Annotated in this window: 14 protein-coding genes; 3 read left to right on the top strand and 11 right to left on the bottom strand. The window is 43.5% G+C overall.

The annotated features are described in order from the left end of the window. Positions 1 to 6 precede the first annotated feature (6 nt). Both hrcA and hemW read right to left on the bottom strand, forming a co-directional pair. Entirely contained in the window at positions 7 to 1,041 is a 1,035-nt protein-coding gene (gene hrcA, locus ACEW8F_RS09785; protein ID WP_373483285.1) for a heat-inducible transcriptional repressor HrcA, read from the bottom strand. 148 nt (positions 1,042 to 1,189) lie between these two features. After that, the gene (gene hemW, locus ACEW8F_RS09780; protein WP_373483284.1) at positions 1,190 to 2,359 is read right to left on the bottom strand and encodes a radical SAM family heme chaperone HemW; all 1,170 of its coding nucleotides are present in this window, start codon (positions 2,357 to 2,359) and stop codon (positions 1,190 to 1,192) included. 101 nt (positions 2,360 to 2,460) lie between these two features. Here hemW and ACEW8F_RS09775 point away from each other — a divergent pair, with 101 nt between their 5' ends. From ACEW8F_RS09775 to ACEW8F_RS09765, 3 genes are all read left to right on the top strand, one after another. Continuing rightward, on the top strand, positions 2,461 to 3,573 hold the full coding sequence (locus ACEW8F_RS09775) for a tyrosine-protein phosphatase (RefSeq protein WP_373483283.1): 1,113 nt from the start codon (positions 2,461 to 2,463) through the stop codon (positions 3,571 to 3,573). 108 nt (positions 3,574 to 3,681) lie between these two features. After that, positions 3,682 to 5,022, top strand: coding sequence for a glutamate-5-semialdehyde dehydrogenase (locus ACEW8F_RS09770; RefSeq protein WP_373483300.1), 1,341 nt, complete (start codon positions 3,682 to 3,684; stop codon positions 5,020 to 5,022). Positions 5,023 to 5,190: 168 nt separating this feature from the next. Next, positions 5,191 to 5,712, top strand: a complete 522-nt coding sequence (locus tag ACEW8F_RS09765; RefSeq protein ID WP_373483282.1) for a hypothetical protein — start codon at positions 5,191 to 5,193, stop codon at positions 5,710 to 5,712. Between the two features lie 81 nt (positions 5,713 to 5,793). Here the strand turns inward: ACEW8F_RS09765 and ACEW8F_RS09760 are convergent, their stop codons facing one another. The 9 genes from ACEW8F_RS09760 to ACEW8F_RS09720 form a co-directional block, all read right to left on the bottom strand. Further along, positions 5,794 to 9,444: a hypothetical protein gene (locus tag ACEW8F_RS09760; RefSeq protein WP_373483281.1), complete on the bottom strand. Its 3,651-nt coding sequence runs from the start codon at positions 9,442 to 9,444 to the stop codon at positions 5,794 to 5,796. 257 nt (positions 9,445 to 9,701) lie between these two features. After that, positions 9,702 to 15,293: a triple tyrosine motif-containing protein gene (locus ACEW8F_RS09755; protein WP_373483280.1), complete on the bottom strand. Its 5,592-nt coding sequence runs from the start codon at positions 15,291 to 15,293 to the stop codon at positions 9,702 to 9,704. Between the two features lie 209 nt (positions 15,294 to 15,502). Next, positions 15,503 to 17,503, bottom strand: coding sequence for a hypothetical protein (locus ACEW8F_RS09750; protein WP_373483279.1), 2,001 nt, complete (start codon positions 17,501 to 17,503; stop codon positions 15,503 to 15,505). Positions 17,504 to 17,794: 291 nt separating this feature from the next. After that, a complete protein-coding gene (locus tag ACEW8F_RS09745) occupies positions 17,795 to 18,139 on the bottom strand; it encodes a hypothetical protein (protein WP_373483278.1) in 345 nt (114 codons plus the stop codon). Between the two features lie 117 nt (positions 18,140 to 18,256). Continuing rightward, entirely contained in the window at positions 18,257 to 18,475 is a 219-nt protein-coding gene (locus ACEW8F_RS09740) for a uracil-DNA glycosylase family protein (RefSeq protein ID WP_373483299.1), read from the bottom strand. 193 nt (positions 18,476 to 18,668) lie between these two features. Continuing rightward, positions 18,669 to 19,094 carry an Rpn family recombination-promoting nuclease/putative transposase gene (locus tag ACEW8F_RS09735; RefSeq protein WP_373483298.1) on the bottom strand — a complete coding sequence of 142 codons (426 nt, stop codon included), beginning with the start codon at positions 19,092 to 19,094 and terminating at the stop codon, positions 18,669 to 18,671. 507 nt (positions 19,095 to 19,601) lie between these two features. Next, positions 19,602 to 19,748: a hypothetical protein gene (locus ACEW8F_RS09730; protein ID WP_373483277.1), complete on the bottom strand. Its 147-nt coding sequence runs from the start codon at positions 19,746 to 19,748 to the stop codon at positions 19,602 to 19,604. Between the two features lie 134 nt (positions 19,749 to 19,882). Further along, positions 19,883 to 20,119 (bottom strand): DUF2442 domain-containing protein, encoded by a 237-nt coding sequence (locus ACEW8F_RS09725; RefSeq protein WP_186843573.1) that lies wholly within the window; start codon positions 20,117 to 20,119, stop codon positions 19,883 to 19,885. A gap of 11 nt (positions 20,120 to 20,130) precedes the next feature. Continuing rightward, complete coding sequence (locus ACEW8F_RS09720; protein WP_148637377.1) at positions 20,131 to 20,397, bottom strand: DUF4160 domain-containing protein; 267 nt, start codon at positions 20,395 to 20,397, stop codon at positions 20,131 to 20,133. Positions 20,398 to 21,125 lie beyond the last annotated feature (728 nt).

The raw sequence follows: 21,125 nt of genomic DNA, 5'->3' as shown, positions 1-21,125 counted from the left end.
AATCACCTATTTCATTAATAAATTTGAGATATATAAATTTAACTCATTGCGGATATAATTGAGAACCGACGATACATTATCGTAGTTCATCCGGGTCGGCCCGATGACTCCGAAGGCTCCCATCATTTCACCGTCCAACTCATAGGTGGAGGTAATGATACTGAAGTCTTTGAGATTCTCATTATCATTTTCGCTGCCGATTTTGATTCGGATGATCTGGTTCCCATCCTTTGATGTCATCATTTCTGACAACACCTGCTTTTCCTGAACAATATTGATCAATTGCTTAATCTTATTCACATCGCTGAATTCCGGATAGTTAAATAAATTAGTCAATCCGGTGGAATGAACTTCCGAGCCATCCTCCATTAACGCTTTTTTTAGATGGGGAATAATCTCATGGATCAGCTTACTTTCTGCAGCAGACAATTCCTGGATTTGATCAATCAGATCTGAGCTCATTTCACTGAGAATGGTGTTTTTCAGGAATCCATTAATCACATTAGAAAGTTTCAGTGCCAGCATGGTGTCAACCTCCTGGGAAAGGGTTACCTCAATATTTTTGGCCATCCCCTCCTGGGTCACTACTACCATAAGTACCCTGTTTTTAATTAAAGAAACAATCTGAACATGCTTACAGTTAAAATTTGTCACCCGAGGTGCCAGAACCACCGCTGTGTAGTTGGTTAACTGAGACAGAACCTGCGCAGTATGCGACATCGTTGGCCCCAGTTCGGTATTGTGATCTAAAAAGCCCCGATGAATGTCTGTCCGGATCATTTTCTCAAGTTTTTGGATCTCCATGATTTCATCCACATAATAGCGATAAGCCTGTTGGGTTGGAATCCGTCCCGAAGAGGTATGCGGTTGAACCAGAAAACCTAATTCTTCAAGATCTGCCATTTCATTTCGGATGGTGGCCGGGCTGATACCCAGGTTACATCGTTTTGAAAGGGTTCGTGAACCAACCGGCTCGGCCGTATTAATATAATCACGGATGATCACTTCCAGTATTTTCTTTTTACGTATGTTAAGTTCCATGATTCACCTCGTTATTAGCACTCACAATAATCGAGTGCTAACATCTGAATTAAATATAACATCCTGCTCCTACTTTGTCAACTAGTTTCTATAATAGCTTGTTCACCTTTTAAAGTTTTCTTAAGATATTTTTTTGACCTGATTTCATCTACACAAAGGCCATGAACACGCGGTTCCCAAAGTCTTGCCCCCGGGCTGTCAATTTTAAAACCGACCCATCCCATTCCAGCAAACCATCGGCAACCAGCGGCTTGATGACATCACCATAGCGGACAAAAAAACTCTCGCCAAAGCAGGCCATAAATTCATTATCCCGTATCCCACTCAGCTTGCGCAAACCTAAAAACAGCCACTCGCTCATCATTTCCCGGGTTTCCATAACGGGTTCAAAAACTCCCGGGGAATTTCCGGCGTTTAACAAATCACAATACTGATTGAGTTCATTGACGTTCCCATAGCGTCGCCCATTAAAGAAACCATGGGCACCCAGGCCAAAGCCCAAATAAGGCACCAGTTCCCAGTACTTAATATTATGCCGGCTTTCGTATCCTGGCCGGCAGTAGCTGGAAATCTCATAATGCTCAAATCCCTGGTCTTTCAGAAAACCATCCACCACCCAATGCATTTCCCGCTCCTCGTCATCATCCGGCAGATCCAGCTGCCCCGCCTCGACCCAGTTGGCCATGGGCGTACCCGGCTCCAAAATCAGGCTGTAGCTGGACAGATGGGTAGGTGAAAATTTCATCAGCTCCCGCAAGGTCTCCATCACATCCTCAAGCTTTTGTCCCGGCAAACCAACCATCACATCGACACTGAAGTTCTCAAATCCGGAGCTTTTCAGAATTTCCATAGACTTGATAAAATCCGCCTGGCTGTGGACCCGGCCGAGGATTTTCAACAGAAAATCCTGCCAGGCTTGAAGCCCTACACTGGCCCGGTTAATCCCGGCTTTTTTATAGCGACTGGCCCTGTCCCCAGTCAGCGTCCCCGGGTTGATTTCGATGGTGATCTCTGCATCATCTCTAATCACAAAGACATCCCTTAATAAGGACAGGGTTTTTTCGATATACCTGGCATCAACCGAGGAAGGCGTCCCTCCCCCCAAATAGATGGTATCCACCGCCGGCAAAACGGAATTTTCATTTTCTCTGGCAAAATTTCTGATTTCTTTGTGCAGTGCTTCAAAATAATCTCTGATCACTTCCTCACTCTGGCTGGAGAAAGAAGAAAAATCACAATAGGCACATTTTTTTAGACAAAAAGGGATATGGCAATAAATCCCCAGTCCTGCTATTCCATGAACTTTTATCGTATTCATTATTTTACTCCTTAATTTTTAAAGACTTTTTTTCTTAAGTTTATGCTATAATCATAACATATAAAGAGAAACTAAACGAAGTCACAGAAAGGAAATCATCAATGAAAAAAGTAACCACCATTGCCATCATCGCCGGAGCTGCTTCCATCATCCCGGCTTATTTTCTGGTCCGCATGCTGATCCAGAAAAAACAGCTGGCAAAAACCGGATCGACACTCGAATCGCCCAATAACGAGATTAAGTTTAACGAGAACTTGCCTGAAAATGCACCGACGGATACCCTGTCAGCCCCTGAACCCAGCCAACCCGTGGACCTGATCAATGCCATTAAGGCCGAGGTTCAGCCAGTAGCAAAAGCCACTAATGAAAAACTATCCTATCCGGGGTTGATCGCGCCAAACGGTCGTATCTTATATAATTTCAAAGATGAAAACAATCTCATCTTCTGTGAAGAAACCCAGTTAGGCAAACGTCTGATCCAACTGGAAAACTCCATCAATATCCGGGATATCGGCGGCTATACCGGAGTCGATGGACGAAAAATCAAATGGCGGAAAGTCATCCGCAGTGAAGAACTGGCTCATCTGTCAGATAAAGACGTAAGCTATTTTGCTGCTTTGCGACTCAAGCATGTTTTTGACTTCCGAAATAAATCAAAATCCGAACATCAGGTAGACCGCCTGCCTAAAACCGCCGAATATCATCTGCTGCCAATTTTTTCCAGTACCGATATGGAGCTGGACCATAAGGATTTTACCCAGCCCGGCGTAGTGGATGAATTCATGCGCCATATTTACAAGATCCAGACCGAAGACCGGGCCCAGTGCTTTGCGGAAGTCCTGAAATATCTGACCGAATCTTCTGAGTACCCCATTCTTTACCACTGCACCAACGGTAAAGACCGTACCGGTTTTATGACCTATCTGATTTTAAGCATTTTAGGTGTTAAAGAAGATGTTATCCTATCGGATTATACCCTGACTAATCTGACCTTTGACGAGAGTTATAACCTTTTAGGCAATATCATGTCCGAAGAGCTGGGCATTGAAAATTATCATCTCTGGGAATTTTACGGCGTTAAGCCCGATTGGTTAAAGATTTCCATGGATTACGTCAATAGCAATTTCGGAAATGTGGAAACCTATTTAATGGAAAAAACCGATTTGCGGGAGAAAGATTTTAAGAAGATCCGCGATAATTTGTTAGCAAAATAATAGAGCAGGCGGAGTATTCGCCCCTACGAACCGAAAATTTCAGATTATTTTTAAAAATATAAACGTTATGCATCATACACGGAGCGAGGATCTGACCCCTTGGTCATTATTAATCGCCCGGAAAGTCAAACCAATTTAAAGGAGGAAACGCCAATGCAAATGGAAGAACGCGGAAAAATCGCCCGGGAGGCCGGCATTCTGTTAGCCGCCACCGACGGCCAGAAGCGAAACGCCGGTCTGCTGGCGATTGCCAAAGCTCTGGAAACTAACAAAGCCGCCATCGCCGCTGCCAATCAAACCGACATGAAACGCTCACAGGAAGAGAACCTGGGAGCCCCCCTGCTCAAACGCCTGACCTTTGATGCCAATAAAATCAGTGACGTGATCCAGGGAATCCATAGCCTGATCGAACTCACTGATCCCCTGGGGGCAACCAAACTGTCAACTCAGCTGGACGAAGGTCTGGATCTCTACAAGGTTACCTGCCCGATCGGGGTGATCGGGGTTATTTTTGAATCCCGTCCTGATGCCTTTGTTCAGATTTCCACCCTCTGTTTAAAAAGCGGCAACGCGGTGCTTTTAAAAGGCGGTCGGGAAGCTCTGGAAACCAATCGCATCCTTGCTAAAGTCATCAATGAAGCCACCGCCTCAGTCGGTCTGCCAAAGGATTGGATTCAGAATCTGGAAACCCGGGAAGATGTCACCGCCATGCTGTCTCTGGATGAATATATTGATCTGATTATCCCCCGGGGCTCCAACAGCTTTGTTCAATACATTATGAACAATTCAAATATTCCGGTAATGGGCCACGCCGATGGGATCTGCCACGTTTATGTCCATGAAGATGCTGATCTTACGCAAGCCGTGGATATCATTGTGGATTCTAAAACCCAATACGTGGCCGCCTGCAATACCTTAGAAACCCTCCTGGTCAACGAAAAAATCGCCGCCGCACTGCTGCCTTCACTTAAAACAGCACTGGAAGCCAAAAACGTTCATATTAAAGGGGATACCGCCACCCAGGCCATCATCACTGTAGAAGCAGCCACCGAGATCGACTGGAAAACTGAATATCTGGATTATATCTTATCGATTAAGATTGTTCCAGATCTGGATACCGCCATTACCCATATTAATACCTACGGCTCCGGCCATACTGATGTGATCCTGACCACCTCTGAAGCCATTGCTAAAACCTTTATGACCCTGGTAGATTCGGCGGGGGTATTCTGGAACTGCTCTACCCGTTTCAGCGACGGCTTCCGCTTCGGCTTCGGTGCCGAAGTGGGGATCAGCACCAGCAAGCTCCACGCCCGAGGCCCAGTCGGGCTGGACGGACTGCTCAGCTATAAATTCAAGCTGCTGGGCCACGGCCAATGCGTGGCTGATTATGCCAGTGGGAAAAGTCATTTTACCCACGTGGCCCAGGACACCAACTGCCCGATATAATTTGCGCGAAATTGGGAGTGACAGGTGACATTAGGACGTGTCAGCCCCCAAGGGCTGACATCTCGAAATGCCCCCGTGTCATTTCCGGGCAATTCTGAAATTTAACCCGCTTCCATCACATGTCATGTACGGTTTTTACCGTCCAAATAAAATAAAGAGAGGTTCCCCATGAAATCAAAAAAATGCCTATTGGTTACCTTGATTCTTGTTTCTCTCACGGCCCTCAGTTTAAGCGGCTGCACTCCTGCTGCTGAAAAACCGGCTGACAAGCCAGCCGAAACTTCAACTGATAGCAAAACTGAGCTCCCCAACCCAATGGTGGAACAGGCATCAACCGTCGCCATCAACGAGGCCATCGGTTTTACCTTTTCCACCTTACCCACTGGTATTACGGATGTAAAATACTACACCATTTCCGACAACCTGGCCCAGGCAGACTTTATCCTTAACCGCGTCAGCTACACCGTCCGCAAAGGCGATGCATTGATCGACAATGTTGCTGGTGTTTATACCGATTTCCAAAACGGTGAAACCAAAGCTAATTCAACCGGAGCCGCAGTCCTCTACCAGAGCAATCCTGACGGCATGGGACTGGCCACCTGGACCCAGGGCGCCTTTGTTTATTCGGTTTATTGCGAAACCGGGTTTGATCTGGCCGGGATGGAAGTTGTGGTGAATGGAGTTTCGTGATCAAGTCTTGTTAACTAATTATATAAAAAAACCACAGGTGTGAAACCTGTGGTTTTTTATTTTGCCGTTAATTGTTAATTATTAGGGTGTGACTGGAACTAATGCTAATCGTGCTGTCTGAAGCAATTGAGTTCCATTCTGACAATCAATTTGTTTGAGATTCGGCAAATCATTGAGGTTAACCGGAACATTGAGATAAATTGATTCATAGACACTCCAGCTTTCGGCTGTATAATCTTCCTTTGTTGTCACTAAAACTTTAAATTTATTTACCTCTTCATTAAAGGCATCAATATCTTCCTTAACAGCCCGTAAGTACAAACCGTCCTTAGCTGTGTTAATCATATGGGTCGCATTGTCAATTTTTGCTTGTGACATCAGAACACCAATTGATGATTCAATGTAGTTGAGTATCTCATAGTTCTTGCAGTTTACCACATAATCATCATAGGATTTTTGGGTATATTTCGGTGCAACTTGTGCCACAGTTTGGTTCCAAATTGTATCATCATCCCGCCAGGGAACCATACTTTCAATCGTTGTCTTGTAGGTAGAATAATCCAAGTCCAAGTCAACACCATCAGGCCTTAATTTAAAGATCGCTTTTTGGATTTCATCAGTTGCAGCCCGAATGACCTCTGGTCGGCTGTCCTTGGTTATGATTGTTGGCATCCAGGTTTTATCCGGGTATATACCCGCATATTTTTCCACCGCTGTCTCATAAACGGTCCAAGTACTGCCTAACACATAGTTTGCTAATGGTAATGGTTCATTAACAGTCACAATTTCTGCCTTGTTTCTCAAGTACATCTCCAATACATTTTTAAAAGCATCCAACTCGGTTTGATTGGTCCGTACCAGATCCACCTGGGCCAGCAGAATCATATCCCGGGCCTCATTCACCTTGCTCTGATCCATATCCTTTGTATAACCAAGATAAGCCTTGATCCGATTCTGATATGCCGTCCATGATGCAGGTGTATAGGCACTTGACGCATCAGTTTTTGACAATGCTTCATTATATTCAGTCAAAATAGCGGCTGAGTTTTCCGGCAGAACTAGAATTGCCTGGGCTCGCTTGATGGCGTCCACCGCAATTTTTATTTCCAAATCCGTATTTTCTGATGAGATAACATTTTTTCCTAATGCGGCCAAATAAGTACTCCAGGCCTTTGTTTTGAAAAGATCCTGATTGGAATATTTATCCAGTAAGGCATAGTACTCATCAGTATTCCCTTTTAGCTGTAAATCGCGTTGAGCCTGCTCGATCAAATCAATGGCACGGTTTATTTCTGCCTGGGTATTATCAGTGGTTACAAAATAACCCTTGGCGGCCAGTTTTTTCTCATAGGCCGTCCAGCTTTTAACCGTGTAATCAGCCTTACTCACATTGTCAAGGGTATCAAAATAGTCGGTCAGATCGCCTCTTTCCATCAATTTCTGCTGGGCCCGGGCAATCTTAACAACGGCCGTATCAATCTGAGCCTGGGATTTATCGGCATCCATTTCATTACTGTTTAAGATCTTCTGGTATGCTGCCCAAGAAGTGGAGGTATAATCAACCTCCTTCATTTCCTTAGGGGTTCGGAGATCAGTCGGATCGTCCGGATCTTTACCAAGGACAATATTATACTTCAAAATCGTATTGTAACGATCCATATTTCCACCTTTTAACAGTTTATACTGAGCCTTTTTAATATTAGACACGGCGGTATTGACCTGCGTTTGGGACTTATCTGGATCCATTACATTGGCATCGAGAACTTTCTGATAGGCCGCCCAGGATGAGGTGGTGTAGTCACCTTGTTTCATTTCAACCAGAGCTTTTGTCGAAGTGGTATCATCGGGATCTTTACCCAGATAGAGATTGTATTTCAAGGCTTTGTTATACTCTTTAAAATCGCTGGCTCTTTCCACCAGCTTTGAGCTGGCCGCCCTCAATTTAGTCACGGCCGCATTAATTTTAGCTTGTCCATCCTGTGGCTTAAGGAAATTAGCATCAATCACTTTCTGGTATGCCGTCCAGGAAACAGATGTATAGTTATCTTGATCGAGCCCGATTAATTCATTATACTCGTCGAGATCTTCTGCGGCTGGCATCAATTTTTTCTGAGCCACTTCAATTTTTTCAATGGCGGCATCAATGGCTTCCTGTCCGTCAACCGGAGTGACCACATTCGCAGCCACAACTTTCTGATAAGTATCCCAGGAAACAGTCGTATAATCGGTTCGGATCACAGCATTAATGGCTGCGTAGTAATAGCGCATATCTCCAGCAGGCACCAAGTTCATTTGAGCAGTCAGAATTTTTCCAACTGCCTCATCGATTACTTCCGGCTTGCTCATACCATTTACCACCACTGAACGCACAATTTTTTGATAGGCATTCCAGGATGCGGTGGTGTAGTCTTCCTTGTTAACGGCATCCAGCACCGCTTGATAATAGGTCAAATCAGCTTTTTTTACCAGTTTGCTTTGGGCTTCTTCAATTTTCTTGATGGCTTTTTCAATATCGCTCTGGGTGTTGGTTTCATCGACATAATTGGCATCCACTACATCCTGATAAATAGCCCAGGTGGTTTCGATATAATCTTCTTCTTTCACTGCATTCAAAAGCGCGTTATAAGCCGTAAAATCAAATTTCCGCACCATTTTTTTCTGGGCTTCATCTATTTTTTTTACGGCCGTATCCACTTCAATCTGGGTATTGTTTTCCGTCATCGCATAAGAAGACAGTACTTTCTGATAGGCTACCCAGGATTCAACAGTGTAGTCTTCTTCTCGAGCGGCATCTAACGTTGCCCGATATTCGGTCAGATTGACTTTCCATTGTAACTTTTTCTGAGCTTCCAGAATATTACTAACGGCCACATTGATTTCACCCTGAGAGTGATTCTTAGTCACTACATTGTCGTCAATAACATCCTGATATACCGCCCAGGTATCGGGGGTGTAATCCACTTCTTTGACTGCCGCCAAAGCTGCATTATAAGCTGCCAAATTTTTCGCCAGCACCAGATTTTTTTGGGCCGCAGTAATATTTGCAGTGGCCTGTTTAATTTCTTCTTTGCTGTCTTCTTTTGTCATCTGATTGGCGTCCAGCACTTTTTTATAAATAGTCCATGATTCAGTGGTGTAAGAAGACGCCTTGACTGCATTAACGGTCGAGAGGTAAGCTTCGTACTCTTCGTTTACTTCTACTATTTTTATTCTGAGTCCCTCAAGCCTCAAACCTTCCCCAGAGGTTCCGGCGGTTTCACCACTTTTAAACCAGGTCTCCGGATTACTGGTATCTTTTAACCAACCTTTGTTCTGAACCTGAACATTATATAAAAGTCGATAGCCCGGCATATTATTCAGTACCAGTCGAATGCTTTCAAGTCGCAAGCCCTGTCCACTGGTTCCGGCTTCATTGCCCATGGCAAAAGGTCCCAAATCACCCCTGTTTTGGACGTGGACATAGGTCTGAATCGTTGCCCCTTCCGGCAAAGAACCGGTTAATCCCACCAGCATCGCTTCCAATCGCTTGGATTCTCCGACGGTTCCAGACAAAGCCCCATTACTTTTCCAGACTGTTTCCCAGCCATAGTCCTGAATATGCGTTTTATACTGGACTCCCGGTTCAGTAACAATCGTTGCCTGAGCGCCTTCAGCCCATACTCCCGGCGAAAAAAGCACCGAAGTCAGCAAGACGGCCGATAACATCGACGCTGTCCGTTTTTTCATTGACATGACAAGACCTCCTTTAATTTTCACGATCTGTCCTAAATTGCTTATATCATCGATCCAATGATCGATAGTTAAATCTAAATGAAATTATTCTATACAATTATATCATATTATCATGATGATGTTATCGTCAAAAGCTAAAATTTCTTTAATAAATCCAGTAAACTTCTACATCCAAACTTATCTTCCTTAAGTAATTGAGCCCCCTACCAGCACCAGCCAGTAAAGAGCTCAATCTTCCACCCATCGGGTTATTCATTTTATTCAGTTACCTCAAGAGCTTTTGTTACTTCACTTCTGTTAACCGTTGCATTTTTACTGTCTTTAATGTCTACATAAAATGTATAATTACCAGCTGTTGGCGGCTTATAGTTATAGTAGTAGGTTGATGAAAAGTTTCGGACAACAGTCTCTTCACTATCGCCTTCTTTTTTCATGGAGAACTGATAGTAATAGGGTTTGATTCCATCCTGTCCGGTGGCAGAAAGCCTGATACTTCCGCCTTTTGCAATACTGGCCTTATTGATGGTAAAGTCTTTGACTGAAGCCTTTTTGATCACGGCATAGCTGTCAATGGTTTTTTCGGCAGTATTGGAAGTTTCATCTGCATTATTTTTGTCGGTTACCTTGAGCAAAAATTTATAGGCTCCCGCTTTTTCGGGCTTGAAACTTATGGTTCCGGGAGTCGCGTCTGCCGTTTCGGTGATAATTACCTGCTCTTCTTTCCCCAGCTGATAAGCGAACTCATAGTTATAATCTCCGCTTCCGCCAGCAATGGTGGTGGTCAAGGTGAGCTCTTCGCCTTCATATTGTTTACCCGTGGGGGCAACAGAAAATCGTCTGATGATCGGTGGATCCATCACCTGATATTCCATCATCACTGATGAGTCCGCCTCAATACTGCTTGAAAGATTGTTAGCATCGGTGATCACCACCCCAAAGGCATAGGTTCCCGGTTTCATCGGACGGTAACTCACATACCGGGATGTGGTCTGTGAACCAATTTTAGTCCATTCATCGACATCATCCACATCATTTTCACTGTCCAGCTGATAATAAAACTGGTATTTATAAGGGGTTTTTCCACCAGCTCCGGTCGCTGTCAACTTAATCGTTGTGCCAATATTCTGGGGTGTTTTCTTATCAACCACCAGACTCTTGACATTGACATTTCCCAGCACCTTAAAACTTCCGATTTTAGCCGTTTTGGTAACATAATTATCATCGGTTACCTCCACAAAGAGATTATAGGAACCGGCCAAATCTGGAGCAAAGTCGGCTTCAGCCACCCGTTTATCTGCGGTTATGTTATGGTCTAAATAATCTGTCACGGTTCCCCGGGTCCAGTAGAAGAGATAGTCCATCTCTCCAATACCAGTGCCGGGAGCAACCGTTGCGGTAAGTTTAACTGAATCCCCCTCATATACGGGCATTCCGGTTTTATCGGTTGTCAAAGTCACCATTGGCGGATTGTTGATTTCGTAATCCATACTATAGCTGGCCTTGGTGCCATTACCATCCGTAATGACCACCATCAGAATATAGGTTCCTTCTGCATCCGGTTTAAAGGCAACGAAATTTTTAGTCTGATCACCTGGTATTTTGCTGTCTTCATCATCAGCTTCGGTTATTTCGTCGTCTTCATTCTCGCGAATTTTCTGATAGTAAGCATAGGTAAAAGGAGCTTTACCTCCATCCGGGGTGGCCGTTAGTTTGATTTCCGTATTGATATCCTGTCCAGATGGTTTGCTGGTTTTGAGACTCTTGACAGCAAAAGTTTTTAGCACGATAAACTTGCTGATAGTATAGGTTGCGCTCGTCCAACCCGTATCATCATCCTTTGCACTGACATAGAAGGTATAGGTGCCGGCAATGGTTGGCGTAAAGCTGGCCACATTATCTTCAACATTCGCGGCTTCGATGGTTCCTGATTTTGAACCAACCTTGTAGGAGAAGGTATAAATCAGATTTTCACCACCAGCCTCAGCTTTATTGGTGGCAGTCAAGACAATTTCTTCATTAATATAGGAACTGCTCAAAGAATCATCCAAGTCGGGATAGGTAATCATCAGGTCGGTTATAATCGGCGGATCCGTTACCGAAACAAGCAACGATTTTTCGACGGTATTTAAACTGACTTCACCGTTTTTATCAGTGATTTCCACATAGAAGGTATAGTTACCGGCTTCATTCAATGCGAAATCGATGGTTTTAAGTTTATTATCAACCAGCGGAATCGGAGTTTCTGCTTTAATAACATCTCCTTCTCCATCTTCAATTTTATAGGAGAACTGATAGGTATAGGGTGTAACGCCTCCTTTTCCGGCGGCGGTTAGCTGAATGGTATCCCCAATAATCAGCCCACTGCTTTTACTGGCTTTAAGACTGCTCACTTCCAGACCGGCATTGACCTTGTAGCCAGTTATTTTCTTTCTGGCTGCTGTGACCCCATCAGTAACCACCACTTCAAAGGTATAGGTCCCGCCACTAAGCGGAACAAACACTACATCGGTGGGATCACTGTTGTTGTCAACAATTTTTTCGATACTGCCATTAACGTAGAAGGCGTATTCCAGAGTATTTTCACCGCTTCCCGCTGCTACATCAGCCTTCAGGGTAATTTCGTTCCCCGGATAAACCGGTATCCCTTTTGCTGGTGTGGTTAAGAATTCATCAATCACGGGCGGATTTTTTATCTGATATTCGGTTTGTTCGCCGACCGCTTCAACCCCGTTGGCATCAGTCACCATCACCCGCAGGGTATAGAATCCGACATCTTCCGGCTTGTTAAATATCATTGATGCCGTTTTTAAGGTTGCTTCTTCCTGAATGGATCCTGTATTTCCCAGTTCATCCTCCCATTCAAAGGCATACGTATAGGGTGATTTTCCACCCGCCGCGGTAGCAGTGAGCTTAATCCCTGTATTAATGGTGGTCCCGGACGCCTTATCTGTTTTAAGAACAACGGTCAACGTTTTTAACACCACCACGTTTTTTAGGGTTCGGGTTGCTGTAAGCTGATCCGCATCCATTGCATCAACCGTCACGCTATAGGTACCAGCCGTGGCCGGTGTAAATTCAAAACTGTTATCATCTTCCTGGGTCACGGTCTTAATAATTTTTGAACCATTTTTTATGATAAAACGATATTGAATCGGGCCGGTACCGGTGCCATCCTGTAATTCTGCGGTTACCAATATTGGATCGTTCACATAGATTGAACTATCCGGATCATCTTTCTTAATTGCACTCAAAGCCTCGATAACCGGTCCGTTGACGATTTTGTAATTCTCAATGGTCCTGGTGGTGGTTTTTCCGTTGCCGTTATCATCAGTTATTTCGACATTTAAGGTATACGTTCCGACCTGAGTCGGATTAAATAAAACCGCATTAGTGGTCGGCAACGCTTTGTCATCCCAATCAACCTTATTTCCATCTAATAGAGTATAAAACTTGTAAGTATAGGGAGTTTTACCGCCACTGCCATTAGCTGTCAGCTTAATGGCGGTATTGACATTTTGACCTGACGGTTTATCGGCAACAAAGCTTTTTGTTGAAACCGCTGCCAATACCTTGTAACCAGTTTTGGTCACTGTTGTCTTCAAGCCATTCTGATCAATCACTTCCACAATAAAGGTATAGGTTCCGGCACTGACAGGGGTAAAGCTTATTTCTGCCAGATCTCCATCCACATCGGGGCCTATTAGTTCCACTGTTTTCGAGCCCAATTTCTGGTAAAAACGGTAACTGAAAGGGCCACTTCCCCCATCCACAGCAGCCTGGATGATTACTTCATCCCCGGCATAGTGGGTGACTTCATCATCCCGACTGGTAGATAACTGGACCAGGGGATTATTCTGGATCACATAAATAAGGGCCACTTCCTCTGTTGCAATGCCGTTAGCATCTCTGGCCACCACCTTAATGGTATACTCACCAGCTTCATTCAAGGGCAGACTTACCCAATTCGCAGCTGTGGCATCGCCCTGGTAAATGGAGTTATCATCCTGATGACAGGAGAACTGATATGTATAGGGCCCCTTTCCACCACTGGCTGAGGCGGCAAATTTTACGGTTGTATTTCGATTTTGGGGTGATGCCTTGTCTGGCTTCAGGGTTACCGACGGTCTGGTGAGTACCGTGTAAGCATCAGATGTTGCGCTGGCTACCACTACGCTATTTTCGATCACATCCACATAGAACTGGCAGGTTCCGGCTGATGGCAAAGTGAAATCGATGGGAGTCTCAGTCTCAGCGGTTTCAATCGGTATCTTTGTGGTACCTGAATCAAGAGAATAGCTATAGGCATAGGTATAAGCATCCTTACTTCCAGATACGCTGGCGTTGAGACTGACTTCATCTTCGGTATAACCCGGACTTCCATCTGCCTTTCCCGCTGTCAATGTGACAATCGGGGTAATAGTGAAATTTTCGATGGTTGCCGGAACAATTTTCCCACTGCCATTTTTCACCTCCAGGAAAAGATCGTAGCTCCCGGCCTTGGGCGGTGTGAAACTGGCCGACGCTATCGCCGAAAATTCCTGAATCAGGATTTCTTCCCCATCCTCAAACACAGCATAAAAGCGGTATTGATAGGCTGTTTTCCCGCCTGAACCTTCGCCATTTAAAGCGATAGTCATCCCAATCGGGTGGGCAGATAAATTGTCAGGTGTCGCCGTGAACGATTTAACTGCCAGATCATCCACAATGCTGTAATTGAGAATCTCACCTCTCGCGGTTAGTTCCTGCTGATCGGTCACCTCCACATAGAGATTATATAAGCCTGGTTCAGAGGGTTTAAAGGTGACTTGGGGGGTAGCTGAATTGCCAAGCTCCTGGGTGACTTCACCACTGGTGTAGTAAAAGCGGTAGTTTAGTGTGCCACTACCGGTATCGGCTGCTGTTTCCACCGTCAGCAGGATTTCGCTGTCATAATATTGAGGTGAAGCTTTGTTGGCTTTAAAACCATTTTCGGGAATCACCGGTTCATTGGTCACGGTAAAATTTCCATATGACTTTTGGGCCGTTTTTCCACTTGTATCGATTACCCTGGCATAAAAGGTATAGATGCCGGCTGTAACTGGGGTAAAACTGACTGAATTCAAGGCCGTATCCATGGCAATGGTGCCGGTGGACTCGGTGCCGTCATAACTGATCAGATCCCAAAAATAATCGTATTTGATTGTTCCGGTACCACCAGAAGCAGTTGCCGTCAGAGTTACCGGATTACCAACACCAATTTCACTCTCAGGTGAAATCTGGAGGTCGTCAACTGTCAGAAATTCGATGATATTGAATTTTATTTCAGGTTCAGCTTCAATAGCATAATCTTTTCCAGCTGAAGGTGACTCGCCATAGATTTCTATCAAGGGGCTGCCCGCAAACATGCCGTAGCCATCCATTGTTGTCACGGATTTGGGGATGCTGACTTTTTCCAGTAGGGCGCAATTTCCAAAGGTCGGGTTGACCTCAAGCGAACGGATAGCGGTCAGGGTAGAGGGCAGTTCAATTTCAACCAGTGCATCACAATTATAGAACACCCCATCTTTCAGGTAAAGCAGGTAATCGGGGAATTTTATGCTGGTGACCGCCTGATCTTTAAAGACATTGCTGCCAATACCAACAACTTTTTTTCCTCCCAGCAAATCTGGAATTTCCACCTCAGCACCACCATCAGCAAAAGAATAAGCGGTGATCTCAACGCCTCCTGCTACGGTAGTCCAGGTGTAAATCTCATCATGCTCCATCGTCGTGATCACACCTTCTTCTGCCAATACGTTGAGCGGCAGCGAGGTTAGCATCATCAAAAACACCAACATCAGACTCACCCATTGTTTGAATCGTTTTTTCATCCCTTATCCCTCCTCAGAACGCCATTTATTTTTTGCCTCTTGTTATCATTTTAATTCACTTTAAGACGCATCACGCCGCATAATAAAATTATCGACATTTTTCGCATATTAGTTAGGTTTTTTTGCGCAAATTTAAAGTGCAATTGCTGGTTAACCCTTAGCAATTGCACTAATTAGTCATTGATTCAATTTTTCAGTTGCTGATTCATTTATGGATTAATAAAGATATCCATATTGGCCGTTGTCCCAGCCGCACCGCCATCAAGCGGGGTGATCGTAAAGGTGACCGTTGCCACAGTATCACCCTCATCCGTTATTAAACCAGTTGTCGCATTAATCACTGCAGTACCGCTATCAATCCGAGTAAATGTAATGGTATAATCGGTTTTATCAATTCCCGCTGCGGTCATCATATCGGCCGCCCGGGTCAGGATATTATCACCAACCTTGCGAACCCCAAAATAAGAAGAATTAATCTTGGCCTTGCTGATCACATAGGCACCGGTATAAACCAGATTTTTCTGAGCCACGACAATCTTTGCCGTTGCTGAGTCCACCACAGACTGGGGATCATCAGCGGTTACCACATTGGCCGTCACCACCGCCTGATAAACCGACCACGATGCCGGTGTAAAGTTTCCCTGCTGAGCTGCTGCCAGCGCCGCATTATAAGCGGTCAGATCAGAGCCTTTAACCAGAATTGACTGCTGCAGCGCGATCAGGGTTGCGGTATAACTATCCACTACACTTTGATCATAACCCTTCAGGGTATCAGCTGAAATTTCCACAATGGCTTTTACCTGGCTGTTGTTGGTATATGATGTAAATGAAACGGTAGTATATGGACCATCTGTGATTTTAATATTTTTTGCTGTATTAAACGCTGTCAGATCGGCTGTTGCAACAAGCTTTGTAATATAGCTGTTAATGTCCGCAGTGGCGGCATCAATGGTGGTTTGAGCAGTATCTTTTGTAATTACGTCAGATGCCCAAACCCCATTTGTCAAGGTACCATAGTTCTCGCAAACTGCGGTATAGTCATTCCAGGTAGTCGAGGTATAGGGGGCATTGGCGGCATCACCACCATACTGGACATAACGGGCAATGGCCTGATTGAAAGCCGTCAAATCTGAATAGAACACCAGATTTTTCTGGGCTGCCAGAATTTTAGCCGTAGCCGCATCTACCTCAGCCTGGGAATTGATATTGGTAACCACATTGGCATCCACAACGACTTTGTATGCGGACCAGCCTGATTTTACCATATCCTCCGTCACCGCTGCCAGGGCTGCTTCGTAAGCAGTCAGATCAGCCAATTTAAAGAGGTTCTTCTGAGCCTTGATAATCGCAATGGTAGCGGCATCGACCTCGGCCTGAGTGTTTTCTTCCGTCACCACATTGTCTTCCACCACTTCCTGGTAAATTGCCCAGGATTCAGCCGAATAATCTGCTTCTTCAACGCTGTCAAGGATATCAAGATATACCGTCAGGTCAGCCTTTTTTACCAGGCTTAGCTGGGCTTTTTCAATCGCCAGGGTTGCTTCTGTAATTTTATTGGCAATGTCCTCTTTTGTCACAATATTGGCTTTCACCACGGTCTGATAGGCTGTCCAGGAAGCACTGGTATAATCATTTTGATTGACCTGAGCCAATACTGCCTGATACTCATCAAAGGCAATTTTTACCGGTGTTTCAATAATTTGTATCTCAATCGCTTCCAGCCTCAGCCCTTTGCCTTCCGAGCCCGACAAGGCACCATTGGTCACCCAATCCTTCCAGCCATCATTTTGGATGTGGGTCCGATATTTGACGGAATAATCCTCTGCATCGGTGCCAGTGAGTCTGATTTCAATGGCTTCCAGTCGCAGACCTTCACCCACTGATCCGGCCAGATCACCGTTGGAGACCCATCCCTGAGACCAACCTTTGTTCTGAATATGGGTTTGATACTGAATATCCAGACCATCCGGTACATCCCCAGATAATTCAATCTCAATACCTTCCAGTCGCAGACCCTTGCCTTCGGAACCTGACAAGCTGCCATCATACATCCATCCCTGGGCCCAGCCCTCATTTTCAATATGGGTGCGATAGGCAACACCAATGGTCATGTCCGACTCTGGATCAGCTTCTTCAGCAAAAACACTTGTTGTAAATGCCATGGTCATCATACACAAGCCTGTTATAATACCTATACCTAGTTTTTTCACTACGACCTCCGTTTAGAATTATTTTAGCGATGTTTTTTTCACATGTTAACTCACTTTAAATTTTACACCGATTCGGTCTTTTTTGCAATCTAAGTTTGGATTGGTTTTAATCAATCCTTTACTTCTATATATAGTTCGTATTTTTTTATTGACAAGATGTGGCAATTTGTGTGACATGATTTTTAAAAAAATAAAAAAGACCATCCAATGAATGGTCAATCATTTAATTGAAAATGAGACTTATGATCCCAGTTTGCCGTTTTGTAACCTTTATTATATATCTAACCTTTTTTATTTTACCTGTTTCATCTTCAGAACGTATAACTCCCGTTCATTTTCGATTTCTTTATGCAGCACAAACCCCAGGGTTTCCTTGATATCTGCAAAGTGCTGTTCGGTGTCGGTTTTAAATTCTGTCAAAACCGCTGTCTGCTCAAAGACTGCATCAAGTTTTATTTTGACTTCGCTTAGTACAACCTTAATGCTAGCCACATCGTTTTTGACCTCGCTTAGTTCGACCTTGATGCCTGCTACATCGTTTTTTACCTCACCAAGTTCTGACTTCACACCATTTAAACCCGTTTCCAGATGACCCAGTTTTTCCAGCACAATCTGTTGAAATGCCTCATTGGTCATATTTTCACCCGCCTTTAATTAAAAAATATCTGTCGTTACAAATCAAATCACTGCTGATATTATACACCATATTTATGCGGAATAGAATCAGTTTTTAGATAAAAATAAACTGCTACTTCAATCCTGAATACTGAATTCATCTATTTTTGAGCGGATCTTTTTAAAATCTTCCCAGGCTTCCTTTTTCATTGACGGGTTTCTTAAAAACGCCGAAGGATGATAGGTTGCTATTAAATTAAAGCCATTTTTACAGATCCACTGTCCATGCTGGCGTGTAATTTTAAAGTCTTCATTGATGATTGTTTTAGCTGCAATACTTCCCAGAAGCACAATCATTAACAAACAAGATTCTTTCTACTTTTACACAAAGAGCAACGCTCACATATTCGCATACTCAATTCCAGCTTATGAAGCTCAGCTTCTTTATTTTCCATAACTACCATACTCTCTTTCCTTGTAAGATAGAGTTAGGGTAAAGGTTAAAAACCGCACCCGAATGATCTTTCAAAATTCGAACATATTGTTCGGCTCAAACAGCGACACCGGGATATGATTTTTCTAAACATCGTGCTATAATCTCCCATTGCGTTTTTCCATGGTAAATCACCAGCGGGATAATCACTGGGATATGTGTGTCATTTTCCCTGTTGACTTTCTGGTTCCAGATGCGAACCATGTACGTCAGTAACTGCAGTGCCACCATTCTGTCAGGATAGCTCTTGTGTTCAAACAGAAAATAAAGATAACCGTCCCGCTGATTGATTTTTATTCTGAATAACATGTCTGAAAATAACTCACTGAGTTCTTCATCAACATGGCTACCATTTTGAATTTCCAGTTCATTTAGATCAACTATTTTTAAAATCGGTTCAGGCAGGTAGTTCTCGATGAAATCTCTGGCCACTAACGGATTGGAGAATATTTCCTTGAAAAACTTGTCATGGGGATTCTGTATTTCGTCTCATTATTTTTCGTTTGTTCACCTACTTTGTCATCATTATAATTGATTTCCCTTTAAAATGCTATTAAATTTGATCCTTGGTTTCTGCACGAGGACACTACCTTCCTATTTCCGATATTTCGAGACTCAATCGCTTCAGCTTTTCAGCTTTCAGCCTACTATCTTGTTTGCCAACGCTTAAACTTATTGGTTACCCCATAAGCTCCAAGGCTAACTACGGGCGGTTGGTCTACCTTTCCCGATGGGATTCGCACCCACTATATGATACGACCTGGCTCGGCCGCACTGTCAGGCACCGTATGTCTATTTTTCAACAGGAAATCGATGATTGCCACTTAATTTTGATCCGTTTTTCCCGACAATGCCGACAACTATCATTGCAATTCTGACACCGAAACCATTGGCACTCTCGTCCGGATTGGTTGGCTCTGACCATCAGATTGACTGGCACCATCATCCGAAAACTTGAAAAACTTTAGTTTTGATATGGAGTCTATTATCTCATGGATTTTTTCGGAATGTAAGGCACCTTTCAATCACACTGGGCAAACTAATACCCATCAGCCATTGGGCATAGTCTCCGGTTGGTTTCTGATATTCCAGTGCCAGTTTTAATTCGTCAATGATTTTCTGTTCCAATGTTGCCATACTGATTTCCTCCAAAAAAGTATTAAAGACCATTGACTGCTTAAGCCAATGATCTTCACAATTATACGGTATTTAAGATGGGGGTTTGATTCAGCTGTGACAATGCTTTTGAGGAATAGCTTTGTCAATTACTTCTAGCAAGCTTTGCTCTTTTCGAATAAAAACTCTGGATCTAAATCCGCTTGATTGCACCATTCAATACTATCAAAACTAACACGTACAGTCCTGAATTTTTCCTCGTTCTTTAATTCTTGAAAAATACCCTTATCCAAATATGGACTGACATCAAATATTCTCTTTTCACCATTTTCAAAAGTTAAGAGTAATTTATAATCATTTAAAGGTTCTACATCGATAACTGCTAAATACATTATTCGACCTCCTATTTTAATGGATCAATTTTGTATGGAAGCTCACTATTCATTGCCAGCATCCAATCTGCAAGTAGTTCTTCCTGTCTTAGCTCAGCCCATGCTAAAACAAGCTTAAGCTGTTTCTTTGGCAAATTGCCTTCTTTTAATTCACAAGTTTTAATGTCAATAATGGCCTTGTATTCTCCATAATACGCATGAAAATGTGGCGGATTATGTTCTTCTGGTGCACAAAACATCCGAATGATAATTCCATAAAACATACTAATTGTCGGCATTTATATTGTCCTTTCACGTTCACTACTATTTTTCATTTCTTTTCCGAATCGACAACACACGATCATAACCGGTAACTTATCACAATGAAGGTGACACCTTTAAACATGTTTTTCTTTTCTTTATTTTATCACCTCAATCCTTGAATAGCAATGACATCTCAATGGAATCATCGTCTCATTCATTTGTTTCATACTGATTTCCTCCAAAAAAGTATTAAAGACCATTGACTGCTTAAGCCAATGGTCTTCAAAATTATACGGTATTTAAGATGGGGGTTTGATTCAGGGCACTGACGGCATTTTGGGGACAAAAAAGATGGGACTGGTTGGAGAATTCAAATTCTTCCGTAAGTTTGGATGGGCAGAAACTAGCGCAACTGATTGGAAACAGACAAAAGCTGAAAGCCTGAGCCACCAGCCAAAACTTTTCCGTAAGTGCCTCAAAAGATGACGTATAGCAAGTTAGATCTAAACCTGATATACTCTGTCCCTTCAAAAAATTAAAAAAGACGACCCGAGTCCCGAAGAACCCGAATCGTCTCTACTCTCTGTTTCTAAACCTTCCAGCTCAATATGTTAAGTTGAACAAGACCAGCTAATAAAAGTCAATAGTAAATTTCATATTTTTTAAAAATTAGGATGAATAAAAAATGGCATGGTAAACAAGCCATCAAAAAATCCGAACAATGGCCCAAAACAGCTAATCGAAATTTACAGGGTTAAGCGAC

The sequence above is a fragment of the Acetobacterium sp. genome, from assembly GCF_041752335.1.
GTDB lineage: Bacteria > Bacillota > Clostridia > Eubacteriales > Eubacteriaceae > Acetobacterium.
The sequence above is the reverse complement of the archived record's forward strand: the minus strand, read 5'-3'. Positions and strand labels throughout refer to the sequence as shown.

Bases quoted from the DNA above. Each gene is read 5' to 3' on its own strand.
- hrcA (WP_373483285.1), bottom strand. From the start codon at position 1,041: ATGGAACTTAACATACGTAAAAAGAAAATACTGGAAGTGATCATCCGT.
- hemW (WP_373483284.1), bottom strand. From the start codon at position 2,359: ATGAATACGATAAAAGTTCATGGAATAGCAGGACTGGGGATTTATTGC.
- ACEW8F_RS09775 (WP_373483283.1), top strand. From the start codon at position 2,461: ATGAAAAAAGTAACCACCATTGCCATCATCGCCGGAGCTGCTTCCATC.
- ACEW8F_RS09765 (WP_373483282.1), top strand. From the start codon at position 5,191: ATGAAATCAAAAAAATGCCTATTGGTTACCTTGATTCTTGTTTCTCTC.
- ACEW8F_RS09760 (WP_373483281.1), bottom strand. From the start codon at position 9,444: ATGTCAATGAAAAAACGGACAGCGTCGATGTTATCGGCCGTCTTGCTG.
- ACEW8F_RS09755 (WP_373483280.1), bottom strand. From the start codon at position 15,293: ATGAAAAAACGATTCAAACAATGGGTGAGTCTGATGTTGGTGTTTTTG.
- ACEW8F_RS09745 (WP_373483278.1), bottom strand. From the start codon at position 18,139: ATGACCAATGAGGCATTTCAACAGATTGTGCTGGAAAAACTGGGTCAT.
- ACEW8F_RS09740 (WP_373483299.1), bottom strand. From the start codon at position 18,475: ATGATTGTGCTTCTGGGAAGTATTGCAGCTAAAACAATCATCAATGAA.
- ACEW8F_RS09730 (WP_373483277.1), bottom strand. From the start codon at position 19,748: ATGGCAACATTGGAACAGAAAATCATTGACGAATTAAAACTGGCACTG.
- ACEW8F_RS09725 (WP_186843573.1), bottom strand. From the start codon at position 20,119: ATGTATTTAGCAGTTATCGATGTAGAACCTTTAAATGATTATAAATTA.
- ACEW8F_RS09720 (WP_148637377.1), bottom strand. From the start codon at position 20,397: ATGCCGACAATTAGTATGTTTTATGGAATTATCATTCGGATGTTTTGT.